This is a genomic window from Microbacterium sp. CCNWLW41, from assembly GCF_037083505.1.
Genome location: NZ_JBAOJP010000004.1, coordinates 446,383 through 462,054, shown reverse-complemented (window position 1 = coordinate 462,054; position 15,672 = coordinate 446,383). Strand labels below are relative to the sequence as shown.

Sequence of the window (15,672 nt, the reverse complement as noted above, 5' to 3'; positions counted from 1 at the left end):
GGAGAGGAGCGAGGTGCAGGCTCTCGGACCCCGGATCGTCATCACCGCGTTCGACGGCTGGAACGACGCCGGCGAAGCCGCGAGCTCCGCCGTCGAACTGCTGCGGAGCAGCGGCGAGTACGAGCGTGCGCACTCGGTGGACCCGGAGCTCTATTTCGACTACCAGTACACGCGGCCGGCCGTGGGACTCGATGCCGACGGCCGGAGGCGGCTGCGCTGGCCGGAGGCGACGCTGTGGCGCCCGGTCGGCGACGACGACACCGACCGGACACGGTTCTGGCTCCTCACCGGCGCGGAGCCCGCGCGCGCCTGGCAGGCGTTCAGCGCCGAGTTCGTCGACGCCGCTCTGGCGGACGACGTGACGGGTTTCGTCACCCTGGGCGCGATGCTCTCCGATGTGCCGCACACCCGACCGATCTCGATCTTCGCGTCGAGCGAGAACGAGGAGATCCGCGAGGGGCTGGGGCTGGAACGCTCCAGTTACGAGGGCCCGGTGGGGATCCTGAGCGTGCTCGAGCATGCTGCGGAGTCCGCGGGGATCCCGACCGCCAGCCTCTGGGCGAGCGTGCCCCACTACGTCGCCTCGGCCACGCCGTCGCCCAAGGCGACGCTCGCCCTCCTCGACCGACTTCACGAGCTGTCCGGGGTGGACGTGCCGCGGGGGCATCTGCGCACCGAGGCCGCCGCCTGGGAGGCGTCCATCGACGCTGCCGCGGCCGAGGACGAGGACATGACGGACTACATCCATCAGCTCGAGCGCACGCGGGACACGTGGGACTCTCCCGACGCCTCCGGCGACGCGATCGCGCAGGCCTTCGAGCGCTACCTGCGCCGCAACAACGGCGACGGCCCGGGCGAGCACAAGCGCTGAGCCCGGGGGTCGGAGCCCGTCAGGGCTGGATCACGCCCATCCCGAGCAGCACCAGCAGCACGACGCCGAGCAGCACGCGGTAGATCACGAACGGCAGGAAGCTGCGCTTCGAGATCCAGTTCATGAAGAACGCGATGACGCCGAGCCCGACGACGAAGGCCACGCCCGTCGCGGCGAGGGTCTCCCCCGCTGAGAACACGCTCGGCTCGCCGATGCTCTTGAACACCTGGTAGAACCCCGATCCCATCACCGCCGGGATGGCGAGCAGGAAGGCGTACCGCGCCGCCGCCGCGCGCTCGTAGCCCAGGAAGAGCCCGGCCGTGATCGTCCCGCCGGAACGGGACACCCCGGGGATCAGCGCCAGCGACTGCGCGAGGCCGTAGACGACGCCGTGCGGCACGGTGATCTCGTCGAGTCTGCGCCTCTTGGCACCCACGGCGTCGGCGACGCCGAGAAGCAGGCCGAACACGATCAGCATGATCGCGACGATCCACATCGACCGCAGGACGGTCTCGATCTGGTCCTGGAACAGGAGCCCGAGCACGACGATCGGGATGCTGCCGATGATGATCAGCCAGCCCAGGCGCGCGTCCTTGTCGTCGCGCGGGATCCTGCCGACCAGCGCCAGTGCCCAGTGCTTGATGATCCGGACGATGTCCCGCCAGAAGAACACGATCACGGCCGCCTCGGTGCCGATCTGAGTGATGGCGGTGAATGCGGCGCCGGGATCCTGCGCCGAGGGAAGGAAGATGCCCACGATGCGCAGGTGGGCGCTGGAGGAGATCGGCAGGAACTCGGTCAGTCCCTGCACGAGGCCGAGGAACAGGGCTTCGAGCAGATGCATGCGTCGTGCTTTCGGGTCAGGCGGAGGGCGTCGTACCGCGACGCAGAGGGCGTCAGTACGTCCGGAAGAGGTCGGTCAGCACCTGCTGCCCGAAGACGAGAGAGTCTACGGGAACCCTCTCATCCACCCCGTGGAACATGCCTGTGAAGTCGAGATCGGCGGGCAGGCGCAGCGGCGCGAACCCGTAGCCGGTGATGCCGAGGGTGGCCAGGGCCTTGTTGTCCGTCCCGGCGCCGAGCAGGTACGGGATCACCGGAACACCGGGATCGTGCCGCCCGAGCGCCCCGACCATCGCATCGACGAGCGCGCCCTGGAACGGGGTCTCCATGCCGATGTCGCGCACCACCATCTCGATCTCGACGTCGTCGCCCACGATCTCCTGGAGCTGGGCCAGCACCGCGTCCTCGGTGCCGGGGAGCACGCGCACGTCGACCAGCGCCTCGGCCCGCTCGGGGATGACGTTGTGCTTGTAACCGGCCGCGAGGACGGTCGGGTTCGTCGTCGTGCGGAAGGTCGAGCGGAGGAACGCCTCGGCCGGCCCGGCCGTCGCCGCCAGCGCGTCCGGATCGTCCGCGGGCAAGCCCGTCAGATCGGACAGCCGTCCGAGCAGTTCCCTGGTCGTCGGCGTCAGCCGCACCGGCCACTGCGTGCGCCCGAGTGCGGCGACCGCCTCGGCCAGCCGTGTCACGGCGTTGTCCGGGTGCAGGCGGCTGCCGTGCCCGGCGCGCCCGCGGGCCACCAGGCGGATCCACATCAGGGCCTTCTCCCCCACCTGAAGCAGGTAGGCACGACGTCCGGCCACGTCGATGGAGTAGCCGCCGACCTCGCTGATCGCCTCACCGGCGCCGGCGAACCACTCCGGGCGCTCCCGAACCACGAGGGCCGAGCCCTCCACCCCGCCGTTCTCCTCGTCGGCGAAGAAGGCGAGGACGAGGTCGCGCTCGGGCTGTTCGCCGGCACGGAGGAGATCCGCCACCGAGGTGAGGATCATCGCGTCCATGTTCTTCATGTCCACGGCGCCTCGGCCCCACAGCATCCCGTCCCGGACGACGCCGCCGAACGGATCCACGCTCCAGTCGTCCGCCATCGCCGGGACGACGTCGAGGTGCCCGTGCACGACGAGCGCAGGCTTGTCCGGGTCGCGTCCCGGCACGCGCGCCATGACGTTGGTGCGCCGCGTGATCGGCTCGTAGTACTCGGTGCGCAGCCCCAGGCTCTCCAGGTAGGCGCCGACGTACTCGGCGGCCTCGCGCTCCCCCCGCGCGTCTCCGCCTCCGAAGTTCGACGTGTCGAACCGGATCAGATCGGCGGCGAGCCGGGCGACTTCGGGCAGATCGACCTCGGGCGCAGACATGCGTCCAGCGTATCGAACGCGGGAAGAGGCCCGATCGACGCGCCCGGCGGACGCCTGGGTTCGAGCGCACCCCAGGATCGTGCTAATCTCATTCTTCGGTTGGAAACAGCCGAAAACACCAGCGCGGGTGGCGGAATAGGTAGACGCGCTAGCTTGAGGTGCTAGTGCCCGCATAGGGCGTGGGGGTTCAAGTCCCCCCTCGCGCACAGTGAGAAGGCCGGGTCGCTCCAGACGGAGCGGCCCGGCCTTCTCGGTTCCCGGTCGCATCACGGTCACCCGCGAGGCTCACCGAGGCGCCAATAGCCCGAGAAGGTGATCCGGTCCTTCGGCACCCCGTGCTCGACGAGCTGGCGGCGGATCTCCTGCACGCCGCCCCGCTCGCCGCACACCCACGCGTAGTCGACGGGATCCGGGAGCACGGCCGTGCGGAGCGCGCGCGCGAGCGGCGCGCCGGGACGCTCATCCCCCCGCGGCACCCAGACGACGTCGCCCGGGAGGTCCTGGCGCTCCCTCTCGTCCGCGATCTCGATGAACACGGCCGTCCTCACGGAGCCTGTCGTCTCGAGGATCCGGGCGATCGCCGGAAGGGACGACTCATCGCCGACGAGGAGCCGCGTGCGGGCGTCCGGCGCCGGTGCATACAGTGCGGCGGCCTCGCGGATCCCGAGCACGGAACCGGGGCGCGCCCGGCGCGCGAAGCGGGTGCCCGGCCCCTCGTCGCCGTGGACGACCATGTCGATGTCGATCTCCGCCGCGGAGGGCCGGTGTGCGCGCAGCGTGTACCAGCGGAGATCGGGGCGGTGCTCCTCGGGGATCGCCGCGACGGCGGCCCGGATGTTGTCCCCGCCGTCCTCCGCGGGGAGAACCAGGGGGGCCTCGTCGTCCCGCGGCATCAGGAGCCCGAGGTACTCATCGGGCCCGAGCGGTGCGTACCCGGCGACCTCCGGCGCGGTGACCGTGATCCGTCGCATGTGCGGGGTGACCTCCCGGACGGCCACGACCGTCGCGGCGAATACGCGCGCATCCTGCCGCCGGCTCCGCTGCGGAGGCCGCGGACGAGGTCCCGACCGGTCCGGTGTCTTCGCACGCTCAGGCACGGCGCGCCCCCTCTCTCCAGAGCAGCCAGAGGAAGAACCCGCCGCCGAGGGTGATCGTGACGGCGCCCACCGGGATCGGGGCCGGGAACGCGTACATCGCGAGCAGGTCGCTCGCGAGCAGGAGGAAGGCGCCGACGAGCCCGGCGGCGAGGAATCCGGTCGCCCCGGAGAGCCGACGGGCGATGTGCGGGGCGACGAGGGCCACGAAGGAGATCGGCCCGGCGGTCGCCACCGCCACCGCCACGAGGAGCGTCGCCGCGAGCAGCAGAAGCCACCGGAGGCGGACGATGCGCACGCCCAGCGACGTCGCCATGCCGTCGCCGAGCTCCATCATCCGCACCTGCGGCGCGGCCCAGGCCAGCAGCGGCGTGATGAGGGCCAGCGCGATGCCGGCCGGGATCAGGTCGTCCCACCCTCGACCCTGCAGAGAGCCCACGAGCCAGGTCTGCGCCGTGGTGGCGCTCGCGACGAAGACCTGCGTCAGGACGTAGTCGACCACCGCCATCGCGATCGCCGAGAGGGCGACCCCGGTGAGGATCAGCTGGACGCCGTGCAGGCCCGTCCGCACCGTGAGCAGCACGATCACGCCGGCGACCGCGAGAGCCCCCGCCACAGCGCCCAGCGCCGCCTGGTCCATCGATCCACCCCAGATCAGGAACACGGCCACGGCGCCGACGGACGCGCCGCTGCTGATGCCGACGACGTCCGGGCTCGCGAGGGGATTGCGGGTCAGCGCTTGGAACACCGCACCGGCCACCGCGAGGCTCGCCCCGACGACGATCGCGACGAGGGCCCGAGGAAGGCGGCGCCCGAGCACGAAGAACCCGTCGAGCCGCTCCGGAGGATCACCGGCGAGGGTCCGCAACAGGGCGTCCGGGCTGACCACGTACTCCCCCACCATCAGCGCCACCCCGCACAGCACCACGAGCGCTCCGGCCGTGGCGGCGACCGTGAGGACGCTCCGGGGTCGATAGCGGAACGACCACCGGCGCGCGGCGACCACACGTTCATCCGTGGAGAGACCGGTCACGACAGCCTCGTCCCGCGCCGCCTCGCCACGAAGGCGATGAGCAGGGGGCCTCCGACGAACGCCGTGACGATGCCGACCTGCACCTCGCCGCCGCCTCCGATGATGCGGCCCAGCGTGTCCGAGAGAAGCAGCATCGCCGGGGCGGCGAGCACGGAGGCGGGCAGCACGATCCGGTGGTCCGGTCCGACCGCGCGCCGCACCAGGTGCGGCACGACCAGTCCGACGAACGCGATCGGCCCGGCGATGGCGGTGGCGGTTCCGCACAGCAGCGCGACGGCGGCGAGGGCCAGAGCGCGTACGACGCCAGGACGGACGCCCAAGGAGATCGCGCTGTCGTCCCCGAGCGACATCGCGTTGAGCGCGGGCGCCAGCGCCAGCGCGAGGAGGACACCGACCACGACGAGCGCGACCAGCGGCAACGCCTCGTCGACGGGACGCGCCGTCAGAGAGCCGACCCGCCAGAACCGGAACGCGTCCAGCAGGGTCTCGTCCGACAGCACGAGCGCCTGGGTGGCGCCTCCGAGAATCGCGGAGAACGCCACGCCCGCCAGGATCAGGCGCACCGGCGACGCCTCGGCGAACCGGGAACCGGCGAACCAGAAGATCACCGCCGAGGCTGCGGCGGCGCCGGCCAGGGCGAGCCACACCGTCCCGCCCACCCCGAGGGCGCCGAATACGCTGAGCCCGGCGACCACGCCGAACGAGGCGCCGGCGTTGACCCCGAGCATCCCGGGATCGGCGATCGGATTGCGGGTGATCGCCTGCATCAGGACCCCCGCGACCCCGAGCGCGACGCCGCAGATCAGCGCGTTCACCGTCCGGGCGACCCGCAGCTCGCCCACGATGTGGAGCACGTTCTCGTGGCCGGCGCCCACGAGGGCCAGCGCGACCTCGTGAAGCGGAATGAAACGTGCCCCGACCGCCAGGCTCAGCACCACGGAGAGGGCCAGGGTCAGTGAGGCGCCGAGCATGACGGACGCTGTGCGCGATGGCCGCACGGCGAGGGTCGTCCGTGCGGGCTCGACGATCGCGGCCCCGATGTTCATGTTTGGTGAGCCTAACCAATGTTGCTAGCGTTCGTGGATGTGAACAGACCCGAACGCCCCCGGACCTTCCTCTCCGCCGCCGCCTCCCTCGCCGGCATCGCGCTGCTCGTCACCGGCTGCAGCGCCGCCGAACCGAAGGATTCCGCGAGCCCGACCGCCGGATACGTGGTCGAGCACGCCATGGGCGAGACCGAGTTCGAGACGGTGCCGGAGCGCATCGTCGTTCTGGACTCGCCGCAGATGGATGCCCTGGTCGCCCTCGGGATCACCCCGGTGGGCGCTCCGGAGATCAGCTCAGGGCGCGGGTTCCCCGCCTATCTCGCCGACGAGCTCGCCGACACCGAGCCGATCGGCTTCATCGCGGAACCGGACGTCGACGCCATCGCGAACCTCGCGCCCGATCTGATCCTGGGGTCGAAGGTCCGCCACGAGGCGCTGTACGACGAGCTCTCCGCCATCGCGCCGACCGTGTTCTCCGAGGACACCGGCACGAACTGGACCGAACAGGCCGAGCTGACGGCACGCGCCGTCGACCAGTCCGACAGGATGGACGAGCTCATCTCCGGCGTCGAGAAGAGGGCGGCCGACGTGGGAGAGAGGGTCGGTGCCCAGGGCACGACCGCCTCGATCGTCCGCTTCCGGTCGGACAATTTCCGCCTGTACGGCCCCGGCACGTTCTCCGGCTCGCTGCTGACAGAGATGGGTTTCGACCTCGGAGCCGACCGCGACTGGAACGAGTACTCGATGATGGAGCTCAGCCCCGAGCTCTACGAGCAGATCGACGGCGACGCGGTCTTCTACATGAGCCCGGGCGGCGACCCGGCGGCGACCACGCAGGCCCGGATCACCGGCCTGTGGGGAGCTCTGCCCGGCGTGTCCGGCGGCAGCGCGTTCGAGGTCGAGGACGACACCTGGATGGTGGGCATCGGCGTCATCGGCGCGAATCTCGTCATCGACCAGGTCGAGGACCTGCTCGGCTGAGCGCCCGTCCGGTGCGGGGTGCGGCCGATCGGACGGCGCGCCTCGCACCGGCTCCCTGGGAGAAGACATGACCACGCACACGCCGGCGATCGAGGCCAGGGACCTGGTGATCGGCTACGACGGGCAGGTGGTCGTCCACGGTGTGGATCTGGCCCTGCCGCGCGGCTCGTTCACGGTCATCCTCGGCCCGAACGCCTCGGGCAAGTCCACCGTGCTGCGCGCGCTCGCGCGGGTCCTGCGCCCGAAGACGGGTCAGGTGCTGCTCGACGGCCGCGCCCTGGCGGAGTACGGCTCGAAGGAGCTGGCGCGCCGGATGGGGCTGCTGCCGCAGGACGCCGTCGCGCCGGAGGGCATGCGCGTCGCCGACCTGGTCTCGCGCGGCCGGCATCCGCACCACACGGCTCTGCAGCGGTGGACCGGCGCCGACGGCGCCGCGACCACGGAGGCTCTGCGCGCCACGGGGACCGAGGACCTCGCGGATCGATCCGTGGATCAGCTCTCCGGCGGGCAGCGCCAGCGGGTGTGGGTCGCGCTGCTCCTGGCGCAGCAGACCCCGGTCATGCTGCTGGACGAGCCGACGACGTTCCTCGACATCGCCCACCAGTACGAGCTGCTGGATCTGCTCCGCACGCTCAACGGTCAGGGCAAGACGGTGGTCGCGGTGCTCCACGACCTCAACCAGGCCGCGCGGTACGCCGATCACCTCGTGCTGATGAAGGGCGGCCGTGTGGTCGCCACGGGAGCGCCGGAGGGCCTCCTCACGGCGGATCGCATCGGCGAGGTCTTCGGCATCGACGCGCTCGTGACCGCGGACCCCGTGACGGGGACCCCGATGGTCGTGCGCCGATAGCGGCGCGCTGTTACGGACCGTGTCGCCCCCGATTGCCGGGAAGGATTCCGGATGCCGCAGACTTGATATCTGGGGCACCCGCGCGCCTACCCGAGCGCCCGGGGCTCCGAGCAGGACGGAACATCCATGACGAACGCAGACCCCGCGGCCGCCGCCCACGACGGCTGGCGTGCGCGACGCCGCGCCGCGGTCACCGCGCCCACCGGCAACCTGAGCCTCGTCGAGACGCGGTGGTTCCCGACCGACACGACCCCGGAGCAGGCGGAGGCGCTCGTGGCGGCGGAGCACGCTGTGACGCCCGCGGGCGTCACGGTCACGGCCCTGTCGCGTACCGGGATCGACACGGGCGCGCCCGAGCACGGCCTCCGTGTCTGGGACGCGGACTCGCCGGCGATCCGCGCCTTCGAGGACATCGTCGCCTTCCCCTACGACCCCGACTGGGTCATCGATGCCCGGTTCGCTCCCGTGTCCGCGGACCGCACGATCCCGTTCGAGCACATCCGCGACGCCGGCGGGTCCCGCAACCTGGTCGTGCCCGGAGACATCGTCTTCGAGCGGGACGGCGAGACGTTCACCCTCGCCGCGTTCGACGACGGCGGGACGCTCCTGCTCGTCTTCGGCGATCCCACCAACGGCCGGGACGACGAGACGGGCACCTACGGATCCGGGCGGTTCCTCTTCGTCGAGCGCGACGACGCCGGAGGGTTCGGCGACGCGGGCACGGTCCGGCTCGACTTCAACCGCGCCTTCGTCCCGCCGTGCGGGTTCTCCGCCCAGTACAACTGCCCGATGCCTCCGCCGCAGAACCGCTTCCCGTGGCCGGTGCCGGCCGGTGAGCGCCTCGTCCGCTTCCGCGACGGCTTCGACATCTACACGGCCTGACCGATCTTCCGTTCCTCGCCTCCCTCGAAAGACACGCCCATGCGCTCCCTGAAGAAGTCCTTCTCCCTCGTCATCGGCGGCCTCGCGGTCGCGGCCGTCGCCCTCTCCGGCTGCGCGCCCTCCGGAGGCGGCGCCACCGGTGACGACGCGATCATCCGCATCGGCTCGCTCTACGAGCCCGTCAACCTGAGCAACACCGCCGGCGGCGGGCAGGGCGTGACCGAGGCGCTCACGGGCAACGTCTACGAGGGCCTCTTCCGGCTCACCGACGACGGCGAGGTGGAGCCCCTCCTCGCCACCGGATACGAGGTCTCCGAGGACGGTCTGACCTACACGTTCGCGCTCCGCGACGATGTCGCGTTCCACTCGGGCAAGGCGCTCACGTCCGCGGACGTGAAGGCCAGCATCGAGGCCGTCCTGGCACCGGACTCTCAGTCCGCACGCAAGTCGAGCCTGTCGGTGGTGGCGGGTGTCGAGACCCCGGACGAGCACACCGTGGTCGTCACCCTCAGCGACCGATCCGTCTCCTTCCCCTACCTCCTCTCCTACGTCTGGATCGTGAACGCCGATGCGACCGATCGGGAGACCACCGCGGACGGCACGGGGCCGTACACCCTCGGCGAGTGGAAGCGCGGCAGCACGCTGTCGCTGGACCGATGGGACGACTACTGGGGCGAGCCGGCCAAGAACGCCGGTGTCGTCTTCTCCTACTTCACCGACGCCGCCGCCGAGGACACGGCATTGCGCAGCGGCCGGATCGATCTCATCACCTCGGTGCAGAACCCGGACTCCCTGCCGCAGTTCGACAGCGCCGGCTTCACGATCAGCGAGGGCGATTCCACGACCAAGGAGCTCCTGGCGTTCAACGACCGTGTGGCCCCGTTCGACGACCCGCGCGTGCGCCAGGCCGTGTACTCGGCGGTGGACCGGGAGAAGCTGCTGAACGCGATCTGGGGCGACTACGGCACGCTCATCGGGTCGATGGTCCCGCCGAGCGACCCCTGGTACGAGGATCTCACCGACCTCAACCCCTACGACCCCGAGCGCTCCGCGCGGCTCCTCACCGAGGCGGGACTGGCCGACGGCTTCACGTTCACGCTCGACACGCCCAGCTACGACCCGCACCCGGCCGTGGCGGAGTTCCTGCAGTCGGAGCTCAAGAAGGTCGGCATCACGGTCGAGATCAACACGATCAGCGCCGACGAGTGGTATTCGAAGGTCTTCAAGGAGCACGACTTCCAGGCGACGCTGCAGGAGCACGTGAACGATCGCGACGTCGTCTGGTATGGGAACCCGGACTTCTACTGGGGCTACGACAACCCGCAGGTGGCGCAGTGGATCGCCGACGCCGAGCGCGCGACGACCGAGGAGGAGCAGACCGCCCTCCTGGCCCAGGCCAACCGGCAGATCGCGACCGACGCGGCCAGCGCGTGGCTCTATCTCTACCCGCAGATCGTCGTCGCGTCCGACGCGGTGTCCGGCTTCCCCGTGAACGGCCTCAACTCCCAGTTCTTCGTCTATGGCATCGTCAAGGAGTGACGCGGTCGCGCGGCCCGTTCGAGCCGCGCGGCCGAATCCCCGGTGACGGGGCGACGGAGAGACGACGGAGGGGAACGCATGCTCGGCTACGCACTGCGTCGCGGAGCCCTTCTCGTGGGCTCCTTCGCCATCGCCATGGTGCTGATCTTCGTGTTGCTGCGCCTGCTTCCCGGCGACCCCGCCAATGCTCTGCTGTCCGTCGACGCGACGCCCGAGCAGATCGCCGCGGCGCGCGAACAGGTCGGATCCGACCAGCCGCTGCTCGTCCAGTTCGTCACCTGGGCAGGGCAGATGATCCGTCTGGATCTCGGGGAGTCCCTCCTCACCGGCGCCCCGGTCGGCCCGGACATCGCCCGGCGCCTGCAGGTGACGGCGCCGCTGACCCTGATGGCCTTCGGCCTCGCCGTGGTCGGCGCCCTGATCGCCGGCATCGTCAGCGCTGTGCACGCCGACCGGTGGTGGGGAACGGTCCTGTCGGGGATCGCGCAGCTCGGCATCGCCGTTCCCGTGTTCTGGGTCGGGATCGTGCTCGTCTGGCTCTTCGGACTCGGGCTCGGATGGTTCCCGACGGGCGGGTTCCCCGCCGACGACTGGGGCGACCCCGCCGGCGCCGTCGCGTCGCTGATGCTCCCCGCCATCACCATCGCGATCGTCATGGGCGCCTCCCTCACTCGGTACGTCCGTTCCGCGACACTCGACGTCCTCGGCAGCGACTACCTGCGCACGGCACGCGCCCACGGATCCGGTTTCGGTGAGGCGCTGTGGCGTCACGGCCTGCGCAACGGCGCCGTGCCGGTGATCTCCGTGCTCGGCATCGAGCTGGCGTCCACGCTGCTCGGCGCCGTCGTCGTGGAGAGCGTGTTCGCGCTCCCCGGTCTCGGCGGATATCTCGTCGACGGCATCGCGCGCCACGACTTCGCGGCGATCCAGGGGGTGCTGGTCGTCACCACGCTCATCGTGCTGCTCGTGGGCTTCGTCGCCGATTTGAGTCAGCGGCTCGTGGACCCGCGTCTGCGTCGCTCCATCGGAGTCGCCTCGTGAACCGGCGTCGCGCGACGCTCTGGATCGGGGCGCTGCTGGTCGGAGCGGTCCTGGTCGTGGCGCTCGTGTCCCTGGTCTGGCTGCCCTATCCCTTGGACGACACCACCGGCGGCCGGCTCTCCCCGCCGAGCGCCGAGCACCTGCTGGGAACCGACAAGCTCGGTCGCGACCTGCTGAGCCAGCTCATGGTGGGCGCACGCATCGCCCTGGCGGTCGGCACGGGCTCGGTCGCGATCGCGGCGGTCCTGGGCGTGCTCATCGGCCTGGCCGCGGCTCTCGCGGCGCCGTGGATCGACGACGCCGTCTCCGCGTTCATCGACGTCGCCATCGCCTTCCCCGTGCTGCTCACCGCCATGCTGATCGTCGCCCTCCAGCCGCCGTCCCTCGGTTCCGCCGTGCTGGCGATCGGGCTCGCGATGTCCGCCGTCGTGGCGCGCGTCGCCCGGATCCTCGCGCGCCGCGAGGTCGGCTCGCCGTACGTCGTCGCCGCGCGGACGAGCGGGACGGGCACGCTCGGCATCGTGCGACGGCATCTGCTGCCGAACATGGCGCCCACACTCGCGGTGACGCTGGCGCTGCAGTTCGGCGCGGCGGTGCTCGCCGAGGCGAGCCTGTCGTATCTCGGGCTCGGCGCCCCTCCCCCGAACGCCTCGTGGGGGCGATTGCTGCAGGAGGCCCAGGGCACGGTGCTCATCGCCCCGGCCGGAGCCATCGCGCCCGGCCTGGCCCTGGTCGTCCTCGTCCTCGGCGTGAACTTCGTCGCCGATGGCCTCCGCGACGCCGCGGACCCGACCCGCCGTCGAAGGAGGCCCGCGTGAGCCCCGGATCCGACGACCTCCTCGAGGTGTCCGGCCTGTCCGTCCATGCGCCGGGCCGGGATCTCGTCACTGACCTGTCCTTCCGCATCGCGCCCGGCGAACGGCTCGGGATCATCGGCGAGTCCGGATCCGGCAAGTCCGTGAGCGCGCTCGCCCTCACCGGCCTCCTCCCCGCTCCGCTGCGCAGCGCGGGATCCGTCCGGCTCGGCGGAGTCCAGACCATCGGTGCGACGGACGCGACCCTGCGGAGCCTGCGCGGCGCGGTGGCCGGAATGGTCTTCCAGGAACCGCTGACCGCCCTGGACCCGTTGATGCGGGTGGAGCGGCAGGTCGCGGAGCCGCTCCGGCGGCACCGGAGACTCCGCGGGTCCGCGCTGCGGGACGCCGTCGCCGAAGCCTTCGAGGAGGTCGGCCTCGACGAACCGCGCCTCCGCCGCGCCTATCCCCACGAGCTGTCCGGCGGCCAGCGGCAGCGGGTGGCGATCGCGATCGCGCTGGCCGCCCGCCCGCGCCTGCTGATCGCCGACGAACCCACCACCGCTCTGGACGTCACCGTGCAGGCGCGGATCCTCGATCTGCTGGACCGGCTGGTCGTCGAGCGGGGCATGGGTCTGCTCTTCGTCAGTCACGACCTGGCCGTCGTGGCCCGCATGACGGATCGGGTGGTCGTGATGCAGGGTGGCGGCGCCGTCGAGGACGGCCCCGTCCTGGACGTGCTCCGCGTCCCTCGACACCCGTACACGGCGGCGCTGATCGCACACGCCCGCGCGCTCGACGGCGCCCTCGACGGGGGTCTTCCCGCAACCGGCTCCCCGGAGGAGGGACGATCATGACCGTGCTCGAGACCCGCGACGTGTCCTTCTCCTACGGCGGGCGTCCGACCCTCGTCGGCATCGACCTCGCCGTCGGGGCCGGGGAATCCGTCGGGATCGTCGGCGAGTCGGGCGCCGGCAAGTCGACGCTGCTGTCCCTGCTGCTCGGCCTCGCCGCTCCGGCGCTTGGCGAAGTGCTGTTCGAGGGGGTGCCGCTCCGGCTTCGCGATCGGGTCCTGATGCGGCGGTTCCGGCAGACGGTGCAGGCGGTCTTCCAGGACCCCTATTCGTCCCTGGATCCCCGGCAGCGGATCGATCGGACGATCGCCGAACCCCTCGAGTCGCTGGGGATCGCGCGCGGGGCCGCGACCCGCGAGCCGGTGCGGGCGGCACTCGCGTCGGTGGGACTGCCCGAGGACGCCGCCCGACGGTATCCGCACGAGTTCTCGGGCGGTCAACGCCAGCGGATCGCGATCGCGCGCGCCATCGTCGTGCGTCCCCGGGTCCTGATCGCCGACGAGCCGGTGAGCGCGCTGGACATGAGCACCAGGATGCAGGTCATCGACCTGCTCCGGAGCCTGCGCACGGAGACGGGGCTTGCTCTCGTGATGGTGTCGCACGACCTCGGCACGGTCGCGGCGGTCTGCGATCGGACCGTCGTCCTCGAGCGCGGGCGCATCGTCGAGGCCGCCGACACGCGAACCGTGCTCACCGCGCCCGCCGAGGAGTACACCCGCCGCCTCGTGGCCGCGATCCCCCGCCTGCCCTGACCGTGCCGGCCGGTCGATCAGGACGAACCCGGTGACGCGCGGGCCCGCACGTGCCAGCATGGTCGGATGAGGACACGCACCATCGGCGGCGGGGACCGCGCCACGCCCGTCTCCGCCATCGCGCTCGGTGCCATGATGTTCGGCACCGCGACGGACGAGGAGACCTCGTTCGCGATCCTTGACCGGTTCCTCGCCGCCGGGGGCACGTTCATCGACACCTCGAACAACTACGCCTACTGGGTCAACGGCACCCGCGGCGGCGAGAGCGAGCGTCTGCTCGGGCGCTGGCTGAGCGATCGAGGACTCACCGACGAGGTCGTGGTCGCGACCAAGGTCGGCGGTCGTCCCGCGCAGGCGGCCACCGCGCTCGCCGACGACATCGAAGGGCTCTCCGCGGACGTCATCCGGCGCGGCCTCGACCGGAGCCTGAAGAACCTGGGCCGCGATCATGTCGACGTGTTCTACGCGCACGTCCCGGACCCGCGCACCCCGTTCGACGAGCAGATCCGCACCTTCGGGGTCTTGGCGGCCGAGGGGCGGGCGACGCACATCGGGCTGAGCAACCACTGGTCCTGGCAGATCGAGCGCGCGCGGACCCTGGCCGCGGCGGAGGGCCTTCCCGCAGTGCAGGTGCTGCAGCATCACCACAGCTACCTCCGCTCGCGGGTCGACCACCCGAGCCGCCGCTCCCCCGACGGGCAGATCGGCGTCGTGTCCCCCGATCTGCTCGCCTACCTCCGCGATCAGCCCGGACTCGCCGCCGTCGCGTACTCGCCCCTGCTGCGCGGCGCCTACGCCCGCGACATCGACCCCGGCGAGCTCTACCGGCACCCGGGCAACGACGCGCGTCGGATCGCGCTGCAGGAGGTCGCCGCGGAGGCGGGGGCGACGCCGAACCAGGTCGTCCTGGCCTGGCTCATGGGAGGCGACGTCCCCTTCATCCCGCTGATCGGCGCATCCAGCGTCGGACAGCTGGACGAGAATCTCGCCGCCGCGGACCTGGAGCTGACGTCCGCGCAACGGGAGCGCCTGGACGGCGCGAACTGACCCGGACCGCCCACCCCGCTTCGGTTCTCAGCCCGGTTGTGCGATGGCTGCCCGGCGCGAGCCGGTGCGCCGCGGGAACCGGTAGCCGTCCAGCGCGGCGCCGAGGTGGTGGAACAGGGCGTCGCCGGCGGCGCGATAGCCCGCGATCTCTCCGCGGAGCTCGACCAGGAGTGCGGCGGAGTCAGCCGCGCCCGCGTCGATTCGTCGCGCGTGCTCGTCGATGCGGTCCAGACGCTCGGCGAGCTCCGCCAGCGCGTCCATGACCTCGGCGACGTCGGCGCTGGCCGCGAGGAAGGACGACCAGCGGCCCAGGGCCGCCGCGATGGCGTCCCGCTCCTCCGCGGCCGCATCGACGAGCGCACGCGCGGAGGCGGGGTCGGGATCCGGCAGACGGCGCATGCCGGCCGCGGGATCACGGGGGTCAACGGCAAGGCTGCGACGCAGGTCGCCCAGGGCGAGACGGGTCACCGGGGCCCAGCGCTCGTGGGTCGACCGGGCGATCACCTTGTCGACCACGGCCGCGGTGAGCAGGAACGTGACCAGCCCTCCGGCGAGTCCCGAAACGACGGCGTAGTTCTGCCACACCGAGGTGGCGACGTCCACCCAGATGATGATGCCGACGACCACCAACGAACCGACGACCGCGCTGACGCGGAAAACCAGGGTGCTCATGATCCTCCTCGACGATCC

General features: G+C 71.6%; 16 protein-coding genes and 1 tRNA gene. 11 read left to right on the top strand and 6 right to left on the bottom strand.

The window, feature by feature from the left end; genetic code table 11:
• Positions 1–13 precede the first annotated feature (13 nt).
• Positions 14–871 carry a PAC2 family protein gene (locus tag V6R91_RS17395; RefSeq protein ID WP_067243395.1) on the top strand — a complete coding sequence of 286 codons (858 nt, stop codon included), beginning with the start codon at positions 14–16 and terminating at the stop codon, positions 869–871.
• A gap of 19 nt (positions 872–890) precedes the next feature.
• On the opposite strand, the gene V6R91_RS17390 is transcribed toward V6R91_RS17395, so the two are convergent.
• Together V6R91_RS17390 and V6R91_RS17385 are read right to left on the bottom strand one after the other, a co-directional pair.
• Complete coding sequence (locus V6R91_RS17390; RefSeq protein ID WP_271062721.1) at positions 891–1,715, bottom strand: undecaprenyl-diphosphate phosphatase; 825 nt, start codon at positions 1,713–1,715, stop codon at positions 891–893.
• 52 nt (positions 1,716–1,767) lie between these two features.
• Positions 1,768–3,069, bottom strand: a complete 1,302-nt coding sequence (locus V6R91_RS17385) for a M20/M25/M40 family metallo-hydrolase (RefSeq protein ID WP_067243397.1) — start codon at positions 3,067–3,069, stop codon at positions 1,768–1,770.
• A gap of 121 nt (positions 3,070–3,190) precedes the next feature.
• On the opposite strand from V6R91_RS17385, the gene V6R91_RS17380 reads away from it, so the two are divergent.
• Positions 3,191–3,275, top strand: a tRNA-Leu gene (locus V6R91_RS17380).
• A gap of 66 nt (positions 3,276–3,341) precedes the next feature.
• Here the strand turns inward: V6R91_RS17380 and V6R91_RS17375 are convergent.
• From V6R91_RS17375 to V6R91_RS17365, 3 genes are all read right to left on the bottom strand, one after another.
• Positions 3,342–4,067 (bottom strand): siderophore-interacting protein, encoded by a 726-nt coding sequence (locus V6R91_RS17375; RefSeq protein ID WP_336396235.1) that lies wholly within the window; start codon positions 4,065–4,067, stop codon positions 3,342–3,344.
• A gap of 91 nt (positions 4,068–4,158) precedes the next feature.
• Positions 4,159–5,196 (bottom strand): FecCD family ABC transporter permease, encoded by a 1,038-nt coding sequence (locus V6R91_RS17370; RefSeq protein WP_336396234.1) that lies wholly within the window; start codon positions 5,194–5,196, stop codon positions 4,159–4,161.
• Positions 5,193–6,242, bottom strand: coding sequence for a FecCD family ABC transporter permease (locus tag V6R91_RS17365; protein WP_336396233.1), 1,050 nt, complete (start codon positions 6,240–6,242; stop codon positions 5,193–5,195). The genes V6R91_RS17370 and V6R91_RS17365 overlap by 4 nt, the downstream gene beginning before the upstream one ends.
• Positions 6,243–6,281: 39 nt before the next feature.
• Here V6R91_RS17365 and V6R91_RS17360 point away from each other — a divergent pair, with 39 nt between their 5' ends.
• The 9 genes from V6R91_RS17360 to V6R91_RS17320 all read left to right on the top strand — a co-directional run bounded on the left by V6R91_RS17360 (position 6,282) and on the right by V6R91_RS17320 (position 14,982).
• Complete coding sequence (locus V6R91_RS17360; RefSeq protein ID WP_336396232.1) at positions 6,282–7,223, top strand: ABC transporter substrate-binding protein; 942 nt, start codon at positions 6,282–6,284, stop codon at positions 7,221–7,223.
• Positions 7,224–7,290: 67 nt separating this feature from the next.
• Positions 7,291–8,073: an ABC transporter ATP-binding protein gene (locus V6R91_RS17355; RefSeq protein ID WP_336396231.1), complete on the top strand. Its 783-nt coding sequence runs from the start codon at positions 7,291–7,293 to the stop codon at positions 8,071–8,073.
• Between the two features lie 126 nt (positions 8,074–8,199).
• Entirely contained in the window at positions 8,200–8,955 is a 756-nt protein-coding gene (locus V6R91_RS17350; protein WP_336396230.1) for a DUF1684 domain-containing protein, read from the top strand.
• Positions 8,956–8,994: 39 nt separating this feature from the next.
• Positions 8,995–10,494: an ABC transporter substrate-binding protein gene (locus tag V6R91_RS17345; RefSeq protein WP_067243404.1), complete on the top strand. Its 1,500-nt coding sequence runs from the start codon at positions 8,995–8,997 to the stop codon at positions 10,492–10,494.
• 78 nt (positions 10,495–10,572) lie between these two features.
• Positions 10,573–11,535 carry an ABC transporter permease gene (locus V6R91_RS17340; RefSeq protein ID WP_336396229.1) on the top strand — a complete coding sequence of 321 codons (963 nt, stop codon included), beginning with the start codon at positions 10,573–10,575 and terminating at the stop codon, positions 11,533–11,535.
• The gene (locus V6R91_RS17335) at positions 11,532–12,353 is read left to right on the top strand and encodes an ABC transporter permease (RefSeq protein WP_271062499.1); all 822 of its coding nucleotides are present in this window, start codon (positions 11,532–11,534) and stop codon (positions 12,351–12,353) included. Before V6R91_RS17340 ends, V6R91_RS17335 begins: the two co-directional genes overlap by 4 nt.
• Positions 12,350–13,186, top strand: a complete 837-nt coding sequence (locus tag V6R91_RS17330; RefSeq protein WP_336396228.1) for an ABC transporter ATP-binding protein — start codon at positions 12,350–12,352, stop codon at positions 13,184–13,186. Before V6R91_RS17335 ends, V6R91_RS17330 begins: the two co-directional genes overlap by 4 nt.
• Positions 13,183–13,935 carry an ABC transporter ATP-binding protein gene (locus V6R91_RS17325; RefSeq protein ID WP_336396227.1) on the top strand — a complete coding sequence of 251 codons (753 nt, stop codon included), beginning with the start codon at positions 13,183–13,185 and terminating at the stop codon, positions 13,933–13,935. Before V6R91_RS17330 ends, V6R91_RS17325 begins: the two co-directional genes overlap by 4 nt.
• 66 nt (positions 13,936–14,001) lie before the next feature.
• Positions 14,002–14,982 carry an aldo/keto reductase gene (locus V6R91_RS17320; protein WP_336396226.1) on the top strand — a complete coding sequence of 327 codons (981 nt, stop codon included), beginning with the start codon at positions 14,002–14,004 and terminating at the stop codon, positions 14,980–14,982.
• A 27-nt stretch (positions 14,983–15,009) separates the two neighbouring features.
• Here the strand turns inward: V6R91_RS17320 and V6R91_RS17315 are convergent, their stop codons facing one another.
• Positions 15,010–15,654 (bottom strand): hypothetical protein, encoded by a 645-nt coding sequence (locus V6R91_RS17315; protein ID WP_336396225.1) that lies wholly within the window; start codon positions 15,652–15,654, stop codon positions 15,010–15,012.
• Positions 15,655–15,672: the final 18 nt, after the last annotated feature.

Excerpts from the sequence above, each read along its gene's own strand:
- V6R91_RS17345 (WP_067243404.1), top strand. The coding sequence starts at position 8,995 with ATGCGCTCCCTGAAGAAGTCCTTCTCCCTCGTCATCGGCGGCCTCGCG.
- V6R91_RS17385 (WP_067243397.1), bottom strand. The coding sequence starts at position 3,069 with ATGTCTGCGCCCGAGGTCGATCTGCCCGAAGTCGCCCGGCTCGCCGCC.
- V6R91_RS17325 (WP_336396227.1), top strand. The coding sequence starts at position 13,183 with ATGACCGTGCTCGAGACCCGCGACGTGTCCTTCTCCTACGGCGGGCGT.
- V6R91_RS17320 (WP_336396226.1), top strand. The coding sequence starts at position 14,002 with ATGAGGACACGCACCATCGGCGGCGGGGACCGCGCCACGCCCGTCTCC.
- V6R91_RS17315 (WP_336396225.1), bottom strand. The coding sequence starts at position 15,654 with ATGAGCACCCTGGTTTTCCGCGTCAGCGCGGTCGTCGGTTCGTTGGTG.
- V6R91_RS17365 (WP_336396233.1), bottom strand. The coding sequence starts at position 6,242 with ATGAACATCGGGGCCGCGATCGTCGAGCCCGCACGGACGACCCTCGCC.
- V6R91_RS17350 (WP_336396230.1), top strand. The coding sequence starts at position 8,200 with ATGACGAACGCAGACCCCGCGGCCGCCGCCCACGACGGCTGGCGTGCG.
- V6R91_RS17340 (WP_336396229.1), top strand. The coding sequence starts at position 10,573 with ATGCTCGGCTACGCACTGCGTCGCGGAGCCCTTCTCGTGGGCTCCTTC.
- V6R91_RS17390 (WP_271062721.1), bottom strand. The coding sequence starts at position 1,715 with ATGCATCTGCTCGAAGCCCTGTTCCTCGGCCTCGTGCAGGGACTGACC.
- V6R91_RS17355 (WP_336396231.1), top strand. The coding sequence starts at position 7,291 with ATGACCACGCACACGCCGGCGATCGAGGCCAGGGACCTGGTGATCGGC.